Raw genomic sequence first — 18,035 nt, forward strand, 5'->3', positions numbered from 1 at the left:
AACCGATCGTACCAGGGCGCTTGTTAACATCGTCATCCCCGCTGGAGACGAGGACGGCGCCTCCGCCAGTCAGCTTCCTGCTCATAAATCCCATGGCTTCGTGTTCAGCCGCTGCCAGACCCCGGATGGAGCTTCGAAGGGTCGCCTAGTCAACGGACAAGCATCCGTTCCTTGATCATAGAAAGTGCCACCGAGCCGACGGTCAAAAGGGGTGGCGCGGGATGATGTCCGATACTATCCGGCCAGGCTCCGGTAGCAGCCATTTCGTTGTTGGCCACCTGCTGGCGAGTGATGCACCCGGTGGAGTCGCGCGACCCAAACCGAGCTATGCGGTTAGATGGCTGCCTATGAGGAACTGGGGATGCTCATCCTGCCCCTTATTGTCGCGGCTTCAATCTGATAATCCGCATTCAGGCGGCCCAGGCCAGTGCTGGAGCGCTATCGACAAGGCCGTAGCAGCCTTGATCAGCTGGTCCACCAGTGCGGTCTTGCAAGCGGCCGCTTAATCGGCTCCAGCAGCTCAATCAGACGATCCACGTCGCGTTGCCGGTCAGGCGCCTTGCTCTCCGCCATCATTCAAGGTCCCGGTCATCTCATGTGTCTCCGATGCGAGACAACATTCTCTCTGGCAATACGCTTCCATCTGCCTAATCTTCCACGGCATCAAACAGGAAGCGATCGACGTCATAGGAGCCGCTCGATCGAGTGTCGCTCACAGCATTCTGCTCGAGGCAGTCGGCCTCGCGCCCTTGTGGGCAGTACTTCGCCGCCGGTGGGTCATGCTCCGCTTCCGCCGGCAAGTGAAAACAGGTATGGCGACGCGCCGGATGGCGCCGCGCCCTGCATCAGGCGGGACTCCATGGATGCGACTCTTCTCCGCGACAATCGCGACGGAAACCAACACCTTCTCGCCTTTGCCGACCAGTCTGCGCTCCTACCAGGACGAAGGTTGGTATCGCCCGGGCGAGTTGCCGGACGACGTTCCGCGTTCCTTCAGCGCACCGCTTTTCGTGGCGCGTCGCCGCGCCCGCGCTGAAGGCTTCACCCTGATCGAGGGAAGCTGTTTCGCTACCCATCCGTCCGGTACCACGAGCCGTGACGCCTATGAGGCGATGCGCGACGAAGTGCTGGTGCAAATCCATGCCGCCTTGCCCCTGGACGGTCTGCTGCTAGGCCTGCACGGCGCCATGGTGGCTTACGGATACGACGATGTGGAAGGTGACATCATCGTCCGCGCGCGTGCAATTGTGGGGCCGGACTGTGTGATCGCCGTGGAGCTGGACCCGCATTGCCACCTGACGGTGAAGCGCGTGCAGGAATCCGACTTAATCATGCTCTACAAGGAATTTCCGCATACCGACATCGTGGAGCGGGCGGAGGAGTTACTGACCCTTATGCTGCGTGCCATCCGCCGCGAGGTGCGCCCGGTCTCCGCCGTCTACGACTGTCGGCAACTCGGCGCCTATCCGACCACCGAACCCTGGATGCGCGGCTTCATCGACCGCATCAAGGCCATGGAAGGACAGGATGGCATCCTCTCCATCTCCATCTGCCATTCCTTTCCCTATGCGGATGTACCGGAGATCGGGGTGCGCGTGCTGGTTATTGCCGATGGCGACAAGGCCCGGGCAGAGGCGCTCGCCACCGCGCTAGGGCAGGAACTGGTGGAGGTCCGCGGTCAGACCGCCCCGCCCTACATGGATGTCGAGCAAGCCATTGACGCCGCCCTGGCCACGGAGGGCGGACCCGTGGTGCTCGCCGACCCCGCCGACAATCCCGGCGGCGGCGCTCCCGGCGACAATACCACCATCCTGCGCCGCCTGATCGATCGCGATCTGCAGGACGTGGCCGTCGGCCCAATCTGGGACCCGATCGCTGCACGCCTATGCTTTGATGCCGGGATTGGCGCGCGGCTGGCACTGCGCTTCGGCGGCAAGATCGCCTCCACCTCTGGCCTGCCCATTGATGCCGAGGTCGAAGTGACGGCGCTCGCCACCGATGCATGGCAGATGTTCGGCGAGACGCGCGTCAATCTCGGCGACTGCGCCGCCATTCGCATCGGCGGCGTAGAGGTGGTGCTGATCACAGAACGGTCCCAGGCGATGGGACTGGAGTTGTTCCGCAACGTCGGGATCGAGCCCACGGCCCGGAAGCTCATCCTGGTAAAATCCACCAACCATTTCCGCGGTGCCTTCGGCCTTGTTGCGAAGCGCGTCATCTATGTAGATGCGGACGGGCCGATCCCGCGCGACTACCGCCTCCTTCCCTTCAAAAAGATCCAGCGGCCGCTGTGGCCGCTCGACGATGATGCGCCGCCGAGCCTCATTTTCTGAAGCGGGCACCATCGTCGTAATCAGAGGAACGTCCCATCCATGCATCGCCGCACCCTCCTCTCAGCGCCGCTCCTGCTCGGCGCGGGCCTCGCCGCACCAGCCATCGGCCAGGATACGCGCCGGCAGACGCTGCGGATTGTGCCGCATGCCGATCTCGCCGTACTCGACCCCATTACGACCACTGCCGTCATCAGCGCCCATCACGGCTACAATGTCTTCGACACGCTCTACGCCGTGAATGGGCAGATGGAGCCACAGCCGCAAATGGCCGAGGGTCATTCCGTCTCCGACGATGGCCGCGTCTGGACCATCCGGCTGCGCGAGGAGCTGCGCTTCCATGACGGCGCGCCGGTGCGTGGGGTCGATTGCGCGGCCAGCATCGAGCGCTGGACGAAGGGCGTCGATACCTTCGGTCAGATCGTCGGCCATGTCGTGGACCGCTACGACGCGCCTGATGATCGAACGCTGCGCATCCACCTGAAGCGCCCCTTCCCCCTGCTGCTGGATGCATTGGGCAAGGCCGATCCCTGCGTGCCCTTCATCATGCCGGAGCGCATCGCCCGCAGCGATCCGCGCCGCCCGGTGACGGAGATGATTGGCTCGGGCCCCTATGAGTTTGTGCGCGACGAACTGGTTTCCGGCAGCAGGGTAGTCTATCGCAAGTTCGCAGATTACCAGTCGCGCAACGAAGTCCCCGACTGGGCCAGCGGCGCCAAGGTTGCGCATTTTGACCGTATCGAGTGGCATATCGTGGGTGACCCGGCCACCGCTCAATCCGCGCTGATGACTGGCGAGGTGGACTGGCTGGAGGCGCCGATCGCCGACCTGTTGCCGAGCTTGGCCCGGAGCCGGCAGGTCAAGATCGACCGCATCCACCCCTCGGGCCAGATGGGGCTGATGCGGTTGAACTGCCTGCAGCCGCCCTTTGACAACCCAGCGATCCGACGTGCGATGATGCTGGCGGTCAATCAGGAAGATTACATGATGGCCGCCGGCGGAGATGATCGCTCCGGCTGGACCACCTGCCCCAGCCTGTTCCCGCGTGGCACGCCCTACTACACAGAGAACGCGGCGGAGCTGATGCCCGGCGATGCCTCGATCGCTGACGTGCGGGAGGCCTTTGAGAAAGCAGGGTATGCCGGTGAGAAAATCGCGGTGCTGCATCCGGCTGACCACCGTACCATCGAGCCGTTGGGCCAGGTGACCTACGACGTGCTGCGCCGTGCCGGGCTGAACGTGGATTTGCAGACCGGTGACTGGGGCACCATCTCCAGCCGCCGTGCCAGCCGAGAGCCGGTGGAGCGCGGCGGATGGAGTATTTTCCACACCTATGGCACCGCCACTGTCTATGGCACCCCTGCCCTATCGCCGCTGGTGCGCGGTTCGGGCACACAGGGCTGGTTCGGCTGGTGGGAGAACCAGGCGGTGGAGGAGCTGGTGAATGAATGGCTTTACGCTCCCCAGCCGCAAAGCCGGCAGGAAATCGCCTTCCGGATTAACCGCCTGTGCATGGAGGGGGCGGCCACCATTCCGCTAGGCCAGTTGATGGGCAAAACCGCCTATCGTGCTGACCTGCAGGGCGTCCGCCAGGGCAACGCGCCTTATCCCTGGAATGTGCGGCGGGCCTGAAGCCTGCTAAACGCCGAGCCGGAGCTGGCGCGGCGGCTCCGGCTCAGCGCTGCTACGCCGCTCAAGCTCGGTTCGCGCCGTGAACATCATGTCGCTGTTGTGCCCGAACTCGCCGCTCAAAACCTGCCGCAATTCGGTCTCTTTCAGCTCAGCCCAGCGCCGGCCTCGCAGCGCTCCAGTCGGGACCCGCACCAGCAGCGCCGGCTGCGCCGACCATTCCAGCAGCCGTTCCAGCTCGGCTTCGGCCAGCATATCACGCAGATGGTGTGCCGTGACATAGGCGTCCGGTCCCGCACGGTGCGCGGGCAGCCCCGTCGCGCGGTCAAGGCCTGCCGGCTTCCGCCAGTAGCGCAGTCCCTGGTTGGAGTGGGAGGGCGCCTCTGGCCACAGGCGAAGGGCGCATTTGTAGGTGCAGATCCAGTGCGCATGGCCGGTCAGGCGCGGCGCGCACCAGCGCTGCTCGAAAGCGGCCCGGTGCGCGGCGAGTGCCACGACTCCCTCCGCTTTCAGGATCCTCGGCGCCAGATCGGTCCAAGTCAGCGCATCCACTACATCCTCATCGACGATGTGATGCACAGCCGAGGTCATTGGGGAGATGGGGAAGGCAGGCCGCACAAACTTCGCCTCCGGTCCTCCTTGCAACGCCCAGTGTCCGTCAGGCCCGGGCATGAGGTCCTGCCAGCCGATCTCAACTACTCCGCCATTCGCGAAGCTGTCTCCCGTTGTTTCCAGGTCAATGACGCGAATGCGGCGAGGTGCTGGTTCCATCAGATTCTGCATGCACTCTAGGTATGCTGCCAGCACCACCTGATAAGCCGCTCCTGATTTTCTCGGTGCAGCGCCGCCGAGCCTCCGGCATGCGCTGGGTCCTCATTGCACCGGACGGGTGTGAAGCACATCCCCCAACGTGAATAACACCCAACTGCTCGTCGATGACCCCGGCATCTCGTTTTGCCTTTTCGAAATGTCTTAAATCAGCCGGGCTTTGGCCCGGGCCTGTGCCGCTCGGATAAGGCCCTGGTACAAACCATCTTTGCCGGGATACCAGGGCGTCCCGCCGACTTCGTCAAAGCCGGGGATCGTCTCCATATGCGCGACCATCCGGCGGCGCATGGCCTGGTCCGGCAGTGGCCCACGGAGTGCCTGGACGTTGTCGGCGGCATGATCCGGGTTTGACGTGCCGCACAGCACGGAAGTGACGGCCGGATGGCCCATCGCCCATTTGAGGAAGAACTGTGCCCAGCTTGCCGCGCCGAAGTCGCGCGCAAAGTCGGGTACCGGGTGTCCTTCCACCAGCCGCATCAGCCGCGCCTTCTCGAGGGGCAGGTTCACCAAAACCCCGACGCCGCGTTCGGCCGCGGCCGGCAGCAGCCGGTTCTCCGCGCCGCGGGAAAAGATCGAGTAGTTCGTCTGCACTACGTCCACCCCACCACCCTCGACGATCCGCACCAGCTCGTCCTGGGCTGGCGTCTCGTGGTGGGTGATGCCGACATGTCGGATCAGCCCCTCGCGCTTCCACGCTTGCAGCAGGGGAATGATAACCGCCGCGTTGACCAGGCTGTGGCATTGCATGAGGTCTATGGAGGAGCGCCAGATGCGGAGCCTGGACTGCTCCAGACTTGCCAGTGCGTGGCTCTCATCGCCGAGGAACTCGCCGGTCGACCAAATCTTGTTGGCGACGAACAGATCCGGCTCCTCAGGAAGGCCAGCCATGAAACACCCAACATTCATTTCGGCTGAACCGTAGAGCGGCGACGTGTCGATCATGCGACCGCCGCCGGCGACGTAGCGCCCCATCACCTCACGCAGCCCGTCCCGCCGGTCACCTGGCTTCAGGTCAAAGGTCAGAAAGGTGCCGAGGCCCAGCGCCGTCACCGTCTGGCCCGTCCGTCCGATCCGACGCGTGATCACTGGCGCGGCCTCAGATGTGGTCGTGGGCACTGCGCCGCCAGTCTGAGCCTGGAGGCTCCGCATGCCAACCAGGGTCGCCCCAAGAGCTGCCGCGCCGAGAAGGCCACGCCGGCTGGAATGGGATGTGTTGTCTGTCATGGGCGATGACCTTTCTCTGGCTGGAGTTATCGTCAGAACTGCCAGGCCGCCGGAACCCAGCCATAGCCAGCATCGGTCTTCAGCAAGTGACCGATGCCAGGGAACGGGTAGTGGAAACCGAGCACCGGGATGCGGTCGACGGCCGCCCGATCAAACAGGCTTCGACGCGCGGCAAGGGCTGCGTCCGGATCCCGGTCCGGTCCCGGACGCCAGGGACGATCCACATTGACGACCGGGTGATAGGCGAGGTCGGCGGTCAGCAGGAGCTGGTCGTTCCCGGAATGAACCAGGAAGGCCGCCATGCCGGGCGTATGGCCAGGGGCCGCGACCGTGGCCAGTCCAGGAAGGATCTCGGAGCCGCTCTCGTAGAGTTCCACGCTATTGGCTACGGGCTCGACGCTGCGCTTGATCGCCGCAGCGAAGCGGCGGCGGAAATCCTCCGGCACCGGCATGTAGGAAAGGTCCGGCTCCCCGCGGACAAAAAAGGCCCAATCGGCCTGAGGCGCAAAGACCGTGGCTCGAGGAAAGGCCCTCCCTCCACCGGCCGCCCGGAGGTTGCCGACATGGTCGGGGTGGGTGTGCGAGATCACCACGGCGTCGATATCGGCCGGGGTCAGGCCAATGGCGGCGAGATGGTTGAAGAGGCGGCCGCCATTCGGCCCCATGGTCTGCCCCGCGCCAGCCTCCAGCAGGATGCGCCGACCGCCCGTCTCGATCAGCAAGGTGTTCAGGTTCAGCGTCAGGTGGTCCGTTGGTAAAAACGCACGCCGCAGGACGTCCTGCAATTCGCCATCCGGTGCATCGGCGGCGTAGATCCGGGGGGGACCACCGATCAGCCCGTCGCTCAGCACGGTCGCGGCGATCTCGCCAATCCGGAACCGGTAGTGGCCAGCGTTGCCGACTGGTGGAAGGGCGCCTTGCGCGGAAGCCGGCCGGTTTCGGGCGCCTCCTAGCAGGAAGGCCGCCGCCCCGGCAGCAGTTGTCAACGCCGTTCTACGCTGGAAAGCGATGAAGTTGTTCACGCGGATCCTCCTGCCCTCTCCTTGAACAGCCCCGGCCACGGCACTGGCGAAAGCATCACTGTCGTGGAGCGAGCTGTTCGGCTCACAGATGCTCCCAGAGAACTGCGTCTTGAACTGGCCTAAAGCTTTGCGACTTGGTAAGCTGTGCTTCATAATGCAGCCACTTCGCCTTGACAGCCTGGACGTTTTCGTCGGCATCGTCCGGTGCGGCGGCTTCCGGGCAGCAGCGATCGAGCGAGGGGTGTCATCCTCGGCCCTCAGCCAGACTGTTGCTGCCTTGGAGGCAACGCTAGGCATCCGCCTGCTGAACAGGACAACGCGGAGCGTCTCCCCGACCGAAGCCGGCGAGCGCCTGCTGGAACGCCTCGCTCCAGCGCTGGACGACATCCGGCAAGCGGTCGCCGATCTAGACCAGCTGCGGGAGAACCCTTCTGGCACAATCCGCATCAACGCACCTGGACCGGCGGCCGACCATGTGCTGTGCCCGCTGGCCTTCAGCTTCATGCGCGCCTACCCGGAGGTGAAGGTCGAGATCATCAGTGACGCGGCGATCATGGATATCGTTGAGCGCGGCTTCGATGCTGGCGTGCGCTTCGGCAGGCAGGTGGAAAAGGACATGATCGCCGTGCCGCTCGGGCCACCTCTCCGATACGCGATCGTCGCCTCGCCCGACTACCTCAAGCGGCGGGGCACGCCCACCACGCCGCAGGAGCTCGCCCGGTACGACTGCATCCGCCGGCGCTTCCCGGGCGGAACCCTCGCCACCTGGCGTTTCGAAAAGGATGGCGAGGCCTTCGAGGTCACACCGAATGGCCGCCTAACGCTCGGCTCGGCGCATCAGGAAATGCAGGCGGCGGTTGCCGGCCAGGGCATTGCGCATGTCTTTGAGGATTACGTCCGTGACCGCATCGCGAGCGGTGACCTAGTTGAGGTGCTGCGCGGCTGGAGCCCAGTACTGCCGAGCTGGTTCCTCTACTATCCAAACAGACGCCACACGGGCGCCGCAATGCGGGCCTTCCTGGCCCACCTCCGCGCCTATGACTGGCACCTGGAAGCTGCTCTCCGAAGCGTGGATGGACGCATGAAAGACTGAACTCCTGAGCCAATCTGCCGGAGGCCAAGACGATATGCTTCCCCGCTCGGCATTCCACGCGCTTAGACAATTCGACAAACCTCCCATCTGAGCGGCTTGGTCGAGGCGCCTTATTCAACGCCAGCGTAGTACCGCGCGGGCATGGAAGATGGATGGCATCGGCTGCTTGGCGCGCACACCCCGATCATTCAGAACAGCTCTGCAGCCTTCCACAAAGCGGACACCAGCTTTCAGGCTGACGGAGGACTGCCAAGGCCCGCAACGGATAAACGAGCTACAATAACACTGACTGTCTCGACCATCCTGGCACAGGCATGCTTCAGCTCAGGGCATGCTCTGGAGCAGTTAGAAGACAGGCGGAAGGCGGCGGCATCTCTGTTTCCGCAACTTCTTACCGGTCCGAGGTCAGCTCCTTGATGCGGCTCGCCAGGGCTTCAAGCGCGAAAGGCTTGGTGAGCACACGCATGCCGGGTTCCAGGTGGCCGTGGCTCAGCACGGCATTTTCGGCATAGCCGGTGATGAACAGCACCTTGAGGGTCGGCCGCAGGGCGCGCGCCGCATCCGCCATCTGGCGCCCGTTCATGCCGCCGGGCAGCCCGACATCGCTGACCAGAAGGTCGATCCGGGCGTCGGACCTCAGGATGTGCAGACCGGCGGCACCATCTTCAGCTTCCAGACCTGCATAGCCGAGCTCCTCCAGCACTTCCAGGATCAGCATGCGCACGGTGGGTTCGTCGTCCACCACCAGCACCGTCTGGCCTGCTTCCGCCCGCGGCACCTGGGTCGGAACCGGCACCTTTTCCGTCGCATCCGCCGCGCCGAGGTGCCGTGGCAGGTACAGGCACATCGTGCTGCCCTGGCCCAGCCGCGAGTGGATGTGCACCTGGCCGCCTGACTGGCGCACGAAGCCGTGGATCATGGACAGTCCCAAGCCCGTGCCCTGGCCCAGCGGCTTGGTGGTAAAGAACGGGTCGAAGGCGCGTTCCACCACCTCCGGCGTCATCCCCGTGCCGGTGTCGGTGACGCAGAGCGAGATGTACGGTCCAGCCGCCAGATCGCGCTCACCCGCCGCACGCTCGTCCAGCCACATGTTGGCTGTCTCGATGGTCAGGCGCCCGCCCTCCGGCATGGCGTCCCGCGCGTTAATGCTGAGGTTCAGCAGCGCGTTCTCCAGCTGGTTCGGGTCGATTAGGGTCGGCCAAAGGCCTTCGGGGCCGACCACCTCCAGCACGACGGATGGTCCGACTGTACGCCGGATCAGCTCCTCCATTCCCGCCATCAGCCGGTTCACGTCGGTCGGCTGTGGCGCCAGCGTTTGGCGACGCGAGAAGGCCAACAACCGGTGAGTCAGCGCCGCTGCTCGTCCAGCGGCACCCTCGGCTGCCGCAATGAAGCGCTCCAGGTCTTTTGTCCGCCCTTGAGCCACGCGCGCGCTGAGAATTTCCAGGCTGCCGCTGATGCCGGTCAGCAGGTTGTTGAAGTCATGCGCTAGGCCACCGGTGAGCTGGCCTACGGCTTCCATCTTCTGCGACTGGCGCAGGGCTTCCTGCATCTGGGCGAGCTTGGCCTGGTCACGCAGCCGCTCCGTCACGTCGGTCACGAACTGGTAGCAGCCGATGCGTTCGCCGCGCTCGTTCCACAAGGGCCGGAACCGAACCTCGTAATCGGGCCGCGCCCTGGCCGGATCGCCATAGTCCTCTATGATCGTAATTTCCCCGCCGGTCAGTCCCTGTCCCCAACCCTCCCGGACCTGCGCCTGATGCTCTGGTTGATCATCCAGCAGGTCGAGCATGTTGTCGCCCACCTTCGGCCGAACGCCGTAGATGCGCTCAAACTCGTCGGCATTGGCCTTGTTGATGGCGAGGATCGTGTAGTCGAGTCCGCACGCCATGATCATGACGTCGGTCGTCTCGAAGATCCCGAACAGGAGGTCGCGCTCTATCGTGCGCTGGGCGACTTGCTGTTCGAGGCTGGCCTTCTGCTCCTGGAGGACCTTCTGAGCGCATCTGAGGTCGGTGACGTCGTTGAAGGTGCCGACAACCCGGTACGTGCCATCAGGCGCTTGCACCACCTGGCCGTTGCTTTCAACCGAATGCAGGGAGCCATCCGGATGCACGACATCGTAGCTGAATTCAACCGTCCGCCCTGGATCGAGCCCTTCGGATGGCGCCTCCAGCCTGGCATACATCGTGGCCTCCGATTGTACGCGGTCACGGTCCTTGGGAGCGATTCGGCCGAAGATGTCTTCTTCTCGGATGGCGCCGTGGAGCGGCAAGCCGAAGATGACACGGCTCCGCGCATCGACCTCAACAGTGCCTGCCGCGTGGCACCAATCGAACGCGCCGAGCTTCGCGACCTGAAGAGCCGTCGTGAGGCGGGTTCTGACCTGCTGCTCGGCCCGGTCAGCCAGTTTCTGCTGGGTCATCTCCGTGGCCAGTAACAGCACACCCGCGAAGCCTGTGCCTTCGCCCTGGATTGGTGAGAAGTTGTAGGTCCAGATCGTTGGCTCGTCCCGGCCGTGCCGCCGCATCACCATTGCAAGGTTCTCGATGGCAAAGCCTCGGCCGGTCGCAAGGACCTCGGCCACCTGCGGGCCAAGCATGGGAGCGAGGTCGGTGAGCACCTCGGGCATCGGGCGCCCGAACGCCCAGGGGTGCCGGTCACCGAGGGCGGCGCTGTAGGCATCATTGTAGAGCAGCCATTGCTGCGGCCCCCAGCACAAGGCTGCGACACCCTTGCTGTTAAGCACCAGAGACAGGGCGGAGCGGAGCGACTGCGGCCATCCGGCATAGTCACCCAAGGGGGTAGCCGCCCAATCCGTGTCGCGGACATGCTGCCCTATCTTGCCCCCGCCGATCAACGGCTGCACCTGTGCGGGCTGCTCACCGGGCATTGGATCTTCCCTTCCCCGGCTGCAGAGCCGTTGACTTGAGGCCGGCTGGGGGCGCCTTCATCGTGGCCTCGTGGACCTGGAAAGCGATTTGATGCTCTTCGAGCAAGCGTGGAGCAGTTCGCATCATCGCTGATATTGCCGTAGCGCGCTGTTGCCAGGAGGCTATCAGCGACAGTTTGAAATTCTGGGCTGAGGGAGATCAAGGTGGACCGGCGGATGCGCATTCAGCCCATCATTATTGGTATGAATAATCACTACAACTGCTTTCGATGCACGGGAACGGTGCAGGGCGCCTGTCGCGCCAGTCAATCTAACCGGCATTTCTGGCCAAGGTCGAGAGCGGCATCAGTTGTGCTTTGCCACAGTGTTCGCTCATCGTCCGAAGCGAAGCTGCGCCAGGATGCCGCCACCAATGATCAGAACGCCTCCAAGGATCGAGTAGGCGCTCGGCACTAGCGAGAACATCACCGCGTCGATCAGCATCGCCCAAAGGAGGCCGGAGAACTGCCATGGCGCCAGCTGTGAGGCTTCCCCACGACGTAGAGCGGCGGCAAGGCTGGCCAGGGCGGCCGTCTGGATAAGAGTACACAGCGCCATGATCGCTAGGGCCTGCAAGCTGACGGATTGCCAGAGAACCATCATTGGTCCGGCCAGCAGCACGGTGCCGACCAGCGCAACCTGCAAGGCGGTGTCCAGACTGGAGGCCACGGTGCGCAGGCGACGAATCAGGATCTGGTACAGCGAGTAGGTCACGGCGGCGCCCAGCGCGGCCACGATCCCAAGGCCGACCGGACTGGTGCCTGGCCGCACGATCAGCAACATCCCGGAGAAGCCGATGCCTGTGCCGATCCAGCGGACCCAGGATGCGCGCTCACCCAGGAACAGGCTGCCAAAGGCAGCCAGCAGCAACGGTGTGGTGAAGCCAAGGGCAGAGGCGGTGGTCACCGGCATCAAGCTATAGGAGACGATCGCCAGTGCGTTCGACACCACAAGGGCGGCTGCCGCAGCCCGTTGCTCCCACGCCCGCGGCGGCACCAGAAGGCGCGGCAGGTTGATGCCGGAGCCGGACCATGGGAGCAGGCACAGACCCCCACCAAGCACCATGGCGCAACGCAAAAAGGTCACCTGAAGGGCTGTGAGGCCGTAGCTCTCGACCAGCACCTTGGACAGGGAGTAGCCGACCACATACAGCAGACTGGAGAACAGGATCAGGCTGATGGCCACGAGTGGTGCAGAATGGGAGTTCTGCTCTTCGGATGCCTGGGTCACAGTCTGCTCTTCTCCTGGATCTCCGGGAGGATGCCCTGCCAATCGGCCGCTGGCCATGCCCTCAGACAGCCCGCTTCGGGCCACGGGTGGTAAAGCGGCAGCTTTCGCCGAGTGTCTGATCCTTCGTAATGTGATTTTGGAAGCGGCCTGGCCGCTTCCGGCCAGCACTCCGACGAGTGCATGGTGCTCACCCCCGATGAAAGACTGGAGAGGCAGCTGCTATCCAGCCCTTACTCATCTTGTTCCCGATAAGTCCTGCTCCTCAGGGAGCCTCGAGGAAGTGCCTCAATTCTGTCCCGGCGCGATTTGGTGCATGGCGATGTTGCCCACAAGGAGGCTGGATTGACGGCTAGGCGCCCTTCTCAGATGTTCGGGCTGCCATCTTTCACAAATCGGTCACGTACCCTCGGCCACGAGTGGACCGGATCGGGTGGGAAGCGGTCATGGGAGTTGGCCTTTGGCCATGCCTTCGACGGTGCGCATGACCTTCTCAAACTGGAACGCGTCACCGTCGCCGCCGGGCAGGTCATCCTGGCCAGGGTGGTTTGGATCTGAATGATACTTGTTGAAGAATTCGATGATCTTGAAGCCGCACTTGTTGACGTAGAAGTGGATGTTTCGTTTCTCAAAATACGGAGTGTGCGTCTGCCAAGTGATCGTCTCGGGATACTTCTGCTCAATGGCAAACCAGGCTTTGAGGCCGATACCATGACCGTGCTGGCCCAGCTTCAGGAAGAAGAGATCAAGTGAGTTATGATGGGTCTCTGTGTTGATGGTGAGCACAGCACCGCCGACCTTCTGACCATCGCGAAGGATGCGCAGCACCACGGAGTTCGGAGCACTGATTGACTTAGCAAGAACTTCATCAGCTGGGATCGGTCCCCCCGGCAGCGATCCGAACTCATTCGCTACGGCCACTGCGAAGGCGTTTTGTAGCTCCTTCTTAAAATCGTTGATGTCACTATCTTCCGCGACAGCGAGGGTGATCAGGTCTTTGGTCATAGGTCAGTGTATATCACCATAGGCCATGGAGTTTAGAGCCACACAAAGCCAGCTATAGGCCAGTTCTGGTGGTCGGCCGCCCCAAGCCATACGTCCAGGTCCGCCTAATCAAGGTCCGACCTTCGTCAGGCAGCTTTCGGCCAAGCTCTGCCGAGGTCCATGGCCCAGCGCCTCTTTGGAATGAACCAGGAAAGCCCCTGCCCTGCATCCCTTATGATGACTTTGTGTGATCCCATACCTCCCGAATCTCAGGCGGCATACCACATGTTCTTGCAAATCCATGTCTCTCAAGCAGGTTATTTGTCACTGCGCCACTCGGCTAACACCTCGCCCGTGTGAGCACCATGGTCCGGCGCGGGATGTCGGATACGGCACGGCGTTTCCGAGAGCTTCACCGGAAATCCCAGCATGCGCACAGTGCCGTGCCCAGGATGCTCCACATCGAGCACCATCTCACGATGCAGCACCTGCGGATCGGACAGTGCCTCCCCAATATCCTGGACAAAGCCGCAGGGAACCCCTGCCGCGTTCAATCGCTCCAGCCAGATCTGCCTCGGCTCGCTGCTCATCCGGGCATTGATGAGCGCATCCAAGTCCCTGTGATGCCGCATGCGCAACGCATTGCTCGCGAAGCGTGGATCCGAGAGCACTGCTTCCAGGTCCAACGTCCGCAGGAAACGGCGCAGGATGGCCTCGGTGCTGGGAGCTACGGCCAGCTCACCATCGGCCGTGGTGAACAATCCATACGGCGCGGTAATCGGGTGGTGATTGCCTGCGCGAGCGGGAACCGAGCCAGTCACCAGATGATCCGAGGCCAGATAAGCAAACAAGCTGATGATGCCATCCATCATTGCCGCCTCTACCCGCTGTCCGCGTCCCGTGCTGTTTCGTGCATGCAGCGCATTGACGATGCCGAAGGCACAGTAGAGACCGGCGACAAGATCGGTGATGGGCGGCCCACTACGGAGCGGCTCGCCATCTGCCGTGCCATTGGTGCTCATGAAGCCGCTCATGGCCTGGATAACAAAGTCGAAGGCCGGGCGCGCGACATAGGGGCCGGAGGAGCCATAGCCATTGATGCTGGCGGTAATCAGACGCGGGTTGATCGCTTCCAGCCGTGCCGCCCCGAAGCCCATCGCGTCCAAGACGCCGGGCCGGAAGTTCTCCACCAGCACATCGGCCTTCGCCAGCAGGCCGGCCAGAGTCTCACGGCCTACCTCGCTGCGCAGGTCCAATGCGACAGAGCGCTTGTTGCGATTGAAAGCGGCGAAGTACCAGCTCATCCCGTCTCGCCCAGCTCCGGCGCTGCGCACCGGATCGCCTTCGGACGGCGGTTCAATCTTGATAACGTCTGCTCCCATGTCGCCAAGTAGCGCGGTGCAGAAAGGACCCGAGAGGATACGCGTCAGGTCGACGACACGTACCCCTGAAAGCGGCTGCGGCATGCTCAGCCGGCCGCCGTCGGTACGGCATCCACCGCGTGCAGTCGGAGCCTGGGTCCTGCGCGCATGACCTGGCCCGGCAGGGCCCGGCCGAGCAACGTCTCCATGCGCTTTGCCACAGCTATGCTCTTCTCGAGGTCGATGCCCGTTGTCCAGTTGCTCTCATCCAGCAGGTAGACGAGATCCTCAGTGCAGATATTGCCTGTAGCACCGGCGGCAAAGGGGCAGCCGCCAAGCCCGCCAGCGGCGGAGTCGAAGCGCCGGACGCCTTCCTCCAGCGAGACAAGGACATTGGCGAGGCCAACACCGCGCGTGTTGTGCAGGTGCATGGTAAATTCCATGCTTGGCAGCGCCGCGCGCAACGCCCTGAGCGTGCGGCGCACATTGCGCGGGGCGGCCATGCCGGTGGTGTCGCCCAGCGTCATGTGCCTCACGCCCAGTGAGGCATAGACTTGGCCGATGCGGATGATGCCGTCCAGATCGACTTCGCCCTCGAAAGGACAGCCGAAGGCCACTGCGACGCCGCCCAGGACCTCCTTGCCGCCATCGCGGAGACGTGCCGCCACTGCGGGAAAGCTCTCCAGGGATTCGTCGATGCCGCGGTTGAGGTTCTTGCGGTTGTGCGTTTCGGATGCTGAGATCAGCAGCACTCCACCATCGACCGGCGTGGTCAGCGCCCGCTCGGCACCACGGAGATTAGGCACCAACGCCATGAGATTGGTGTCGGCGCGCTTGCGGATGCCGCGCAGCACTTCCTCGGCATCGGCCATCTGCGGCACGGCACGGGGCGAGACAAAGGAAGTCACCTCGACATGGCGGATGCCGCTATCAAGCATGGCGTCCACCAGTGCGATCTTCTCCGCAGCCGGGATGATCTGGCTCTCAATCTGAAGCCCGTCGCGAGTTCCAGCCTCGCAGATCTCGACGAAGCCCTGGCTCGGGCCGTATTGGGGGGCGTAGCCGCTATCCGGCATGATTTGCTCCTGGTTCAGTCCAGCTTCATGCCGATCTGATTGATGATGGCACGGCAGGTCTCGACGTCTTTGCGAATCAACTCGGCGAAGGCAGCGGGGGTGGATGGCGCTGGCTCCATGCCCTGTTGCGCCAGCACACGGATCAGCTCTGGCTGGCTCATGAGCTGGTTGAACTCCTTGTTCAGCAGCTCGGTGACCATTTGCGGCATCCGGGCCGGACCCAGCACTCCCCACCAGGTCGTCATCTCGACGTCATAGCCGAGTTCACGCAAGGTCGGCGTATCCGGGAGTGAAGAGCTTCGTGTGACACCGGCAACCGCCAGCGGCCGTGCTGCGCCGGATTGCAGGGCGCTGCTGGCCGACGCAATGGAAGACCCAACTGCCGCCACATGCCCGCCCATCAGATCGGCCATGGCAGGATTGGAACCGCGATACGGCACGTGTTGTAGCTGGATACCGCCGTGCAAGCGTAACATCTCGCTGATGATGTGCGAGGAACTGCCGCTGCCAGAGCTACCGAAAGCCAGGCTGCCGGGCGCCGCCTTGGCGGCTTTCACCAAGTCGGCGAAGCTCTTGTACGGCGATTGGGTAGCCACCGTGATAACCGGTGGCGATTGGACAGCGAAGGCGACCGGCGCAAAGTCCTTCACAGGGTCAAACGCCACTTTGGTCAATAGCGGCGCCAGAACCAGATTGTCTTGCTGGCCGAGCACAATATCATAGCCCTCGGTCGGCGCGCGAGCGGCCTCAGCCAGGCCGATCGCCCCATTGGCACCTGCCCGGTTCTCGACCACCACCGTCCAGCCTTTCGCCTCGGCAAGCCGGGTGCACAGCGCGCGAGCCAGCAAATCGGTGCCGCCGCCGGGCGGAAATGGCGAGATCATGCGGATCGGCCGCGAAGGATAGGCCTGGGCTCGGGCCTTTCGTGAGAGCCCTATCGCCGGCAAGCTACCGGCAAGGGCCAGGGCCCCGAGATGGCGGCGCAGCATAATGGTACATTCCTCCCTTGATCCCGGCCTCCGCCGGGTGGGTCCTGTCGGAGAGGGACGATGCCGCCTCCGCCTCCCCTTCTTTGCGACAGGAGTGTTGCGATGACTCGTCCCCCAGGGAAGCGACCTTTGGCGTCGCCCCCCATCTCAAAACGAGACGGGACAGCAATGCACCGCGCTGCGCTGCTTTCAGCCCGGCTGTTCGTCAGCACAGTGGAAGCCGGCAGCATCGCGCGAGCGGCGCGGTGCGAGAACATCGTTGCTTCGGCTATCAGCAAGCGCCTGTCGGATCTGGAAGCGATCATCGGCGTTGCCCTGCTGGAACGAGGTCCGCAGGGGGTGACGCCCACCGCAGCGGGGGAAGCGTTTCTTCACCATGCTCGGCAGCTGTTGCGGGTTGCGGACGCGATGCAGCAAGAGATGGAGGAATACGGAGAAGGGGTCCGTGGCCATCTACGTGTACGTGCGTCTTCCTCGGCTTTATCGGCGGGGCTGCCGGCCGATATTCAATCCTTCGCAAAGCAGCATCCCGAGATCCGGATCGAGCTAGAGGAATTCGAGACGCCAGCGCTGATGGAGGATATCCTGCAAGGGCGCGCTGAGATCGGCATTGGTCCGAATATTTTCCGTCCGGAGGCCCTGACGATGATGCCTTGGCGCGGCTACAATCTCGCGGCCGTTCTACCTGCCGGACACGTGCTTGCACGGCGCCGCAGACTCACCTATGCCGCGCTGCTGACCTATGAGCAGGTCGAGCAATCGGCGAGTACCGCACTGTCACAGCTGCTCGACTATGCTGCCAAACAGGGTGGAATGATCAAGCGCAGCCGCATCCGAGTGCGTGGCTTTGAGGCGGTTTGCCGGATGATCGCTGCGGGCATGGGGGTGGGTGTGGCTCCCTCCTTTCTACAGGAGTCACAAAGCCGGCTCTATGGGCTGCGCTTCGTTGAACTGGATGAAGCTTGGGCACGTCCTCAAATCTGCATCATCTGGCGTCAGGCGGAACGACTGCCCAGAACAGCACAGCTTTTTGCCAACTACCTTCTGGCGCGAGGCGATACGGTCTGAAGTTCTGGTAATTACCTTCGCACGGCTCGCTGAAAACGTCCGATCAATCTCTCATGCCGATTGGCTCGGTCGAAGTGCTTGCTCTAAACAAGGCTAGTAACGCGCCACCCTGGATAATGCCATCCTTGCTGACTGGCGGAACCTCCGGTGTGAACCGACATCGCCAACCTAGAGGCTGTTATGGACCAGCGGGTTGGTAACGATCAGGCTGTTGGACATGAGTGCCCGCAAGCCGTACCCGTCTGATGTATCTGATGACGAATGGGCGCTGG

Annotated in this window: 13 protein-coding genes; 4 read left to right on the forward strand and 9 right to left on the reverse strand. The window is 63.3% G+C overall.

Annotated elements, in window-relative coordinates; translation table 11 throughout:
• Window positions 1-863: 863 nt before the first annotated feature.
• Together ACFOD4_RS00180 and ACFOD4_RS00185 are read left to right on the forward strand one after the other, a co-directional pair.
• The gene (locus ACFOD4_RS00180) at window positions 864-2,333 is read left to right on the forward strand and encodes a M81 family metallopeptidase (protein ID WP_379592357.1); all 1,470 of its coding nucleotides are present in this window, start codon (window positions 864-866) and stop codon (window positions 2,331-2,333) included.
• A gap of 39 nt (window positions 2,334-2,372) precedes the next feature.
• Entirely contained in the window at window positions 2,373-3,962 is a 1,590-nt protein-coding gene (locus ACFOD4_RS00185) for an ABC transporter substrate-binding protein (RefSeq protein WP_379592359.1), read from the forward strand.
• 6 nt (window positions 3,963-3,968) lie between these two features.
• Here the strand turns inward: ACFOD4_RS00185 and ACFOD4_RS00190 are convergent, their stop codons facing one another.
• The 3 genes from ACFOD4_RS00190 to ACFOD4_RS00200 form a co-directional block, all read right to left on the reverse strand.
• Entirely contained in the window at window positions 3,969-4,730 is a 762-nt protein-coding gene (locus ACFOD4_RS00190) for a DNA polymerase III subunit epsilon (protein WP_379592361.1), read from the reverse strand.
• A gap of 201 nt (window positions 4,731-4,931) precedes the next feature.
• The gene (locus ACFOD4_RS00195; RefSeq protein ID WP_379592363.1) at window positions 4,932-6,011 is read right to left on the reverse strand and encodes an aldo/keto reductase; all 1,080 of its coding nucleotides are present in this window, start codon (window positions 6,009-6,011) and stop codon (window positions 4,932-4,934) included.
• A 32-nt stretch (window positions 6,012-6,043) separates the two neighbouring features.
• Entirely contained in the window at window positions 6,044-7,033 is a 990-nt protein-coding gene (locus ACFOD4_RS00200) for an MBL fold metallo-hydrolase (RefSeq protein ID WP_379592365.1), read from the reverse strand.
• 154 nt (window positions 7,034-7,187) lie between these two features.
• On the opposite strand from ACFOD4_RS00200, the gene ACFOD4_RS00205 reads away from it, so the two are divergent.
• Window positions 7,188-8,126 (forward strand): LysR family transcriptional regulator, encoded by a 939-nt coding sequence (locus ACFOD4_RS00205; protein WP_379592367.1) that lies wholly within the window; start codon window positions 7,188-7,190, stop codon window positions 8,124-8,126.
• A 391-nt stretch (window positions 8,127-8,517) separates the two neighbouring features.
• Here the strand turns inward: ACFOD4_RS00205 and ACFOD4_RS00210 are convergent, their stop codons facing one another.
• The 6 genes from ACFOD4_RS00210 to ACFOD4_RS00235 all read right to left on the reverse strand — a co-directional run bounded on the left by ACFOD4_RS00210 (window position 8,518) and on the right by ACFOD4_RS00235 (window position 16,695).
• Window positions 8,518-11,019 (reverse strand): ATP-binding protein, encoded by a 2,502-nt coding sequence (locus ACFOD4_RS00210; protein ID WP_379592369.1) that lies wholly within the window; start codon window positions 11,017-11,019, stop codon window positions 8,518-8,520.
• Window positions 11,020-11,391: 372 nt separating this feature from the next.
• Entirely contained in the window at window positions 11,392-12,288 is an 897-nt protein-coding gene (locus ACFOD4_RS00215) for a DMT family transporter (RefSeq protein WP_379592371.1), read from the reverse strand.
• A 441-nt stretch (window positions 12,289-12,729) separates the two neighbouring features.
• Window positions 12,730-13,290 carry a GNAT family N-acetyltransferase gene (locus ACFOD4_RS00220; RefSeq protein WP_379592373.1) on the reverse strand — a complete coding sequence of 187 codons (561 nt, stop codon included), beginning with the start codon at window positions 13,288-13,290 and terminating at the stop codon, window positions 12,730-12,732.
• A 296-nt stretch (window positions 13,291-13,586) separates the two neighbouring features.
• Window positions 13,587-14,735: a CaiB/BaiF CoA transferase family protein gene (locus ACFOD4_RS00225; protein WP_379592375.1), complete on the reverse strand. Its 1,149-nt coding sequence runs from the start codon at window positions 14,733-14,735 to the stop codon at window positions 13,587-13,589.
• A 2-nt stretch (window positions 14,736-14,737) separates the two neighbouring features.
• A complete protein-coding gene (locus ACFOD4_RS00230; RefSeq protein ID WP_379592377.1) occupies window positions 14,738-15,706 on the reverse strand; it encodes a hydroxymethylglutaryl-CoA lyase in 969 nt (322 codons plus the stop codon).
• 14 nt (window positions 15,707-15,720) lie between these two features.
• The gene (locus ACFOD4_RS00235; protein ID WP_379592379.1) at window positions 15,721-16,695 is read right to left on the reverse strand and encodes a Bug family tripartite tricarboxylate transporter substrate binding protein; all 975 of its coding nucleotides are present in this window, start codon (window positions 16,693-16,695) and stop codon (window positions 15,721-15,723) included.
• 168 nt (window positions 16,696-16,863) lie between these two features.
• Here ACFOD4_RS00235 and ACFOD4_RS00240 point away from each other — a divergent pair, with 168 nt between their 5' ends.
• On the forward strand, window positions 16,864-17,763 hold the full coding sequence (locus ACFOD4_RS00240; protein WP_379592383.1) for a LysR family transcriptional regulator: 900 nt from the start codon (window positions 16,864-16,866) through the stop codon (window positions 17,761-17,763).
• Window positions 17,764-18,035: the final 272 nt, after the last annotated feature.

This window comes from Teichococcus globiformis (assembly GCF_042646265.1).
GTDB classification, from domain to species: domain Bacteria; phylum Pseudomonadota; class Alphaproteobacteria; order Acetobacterales; family Acetobacteraceae; genus Pseudoroseomonas; species Pseudoroseomonas globiformis.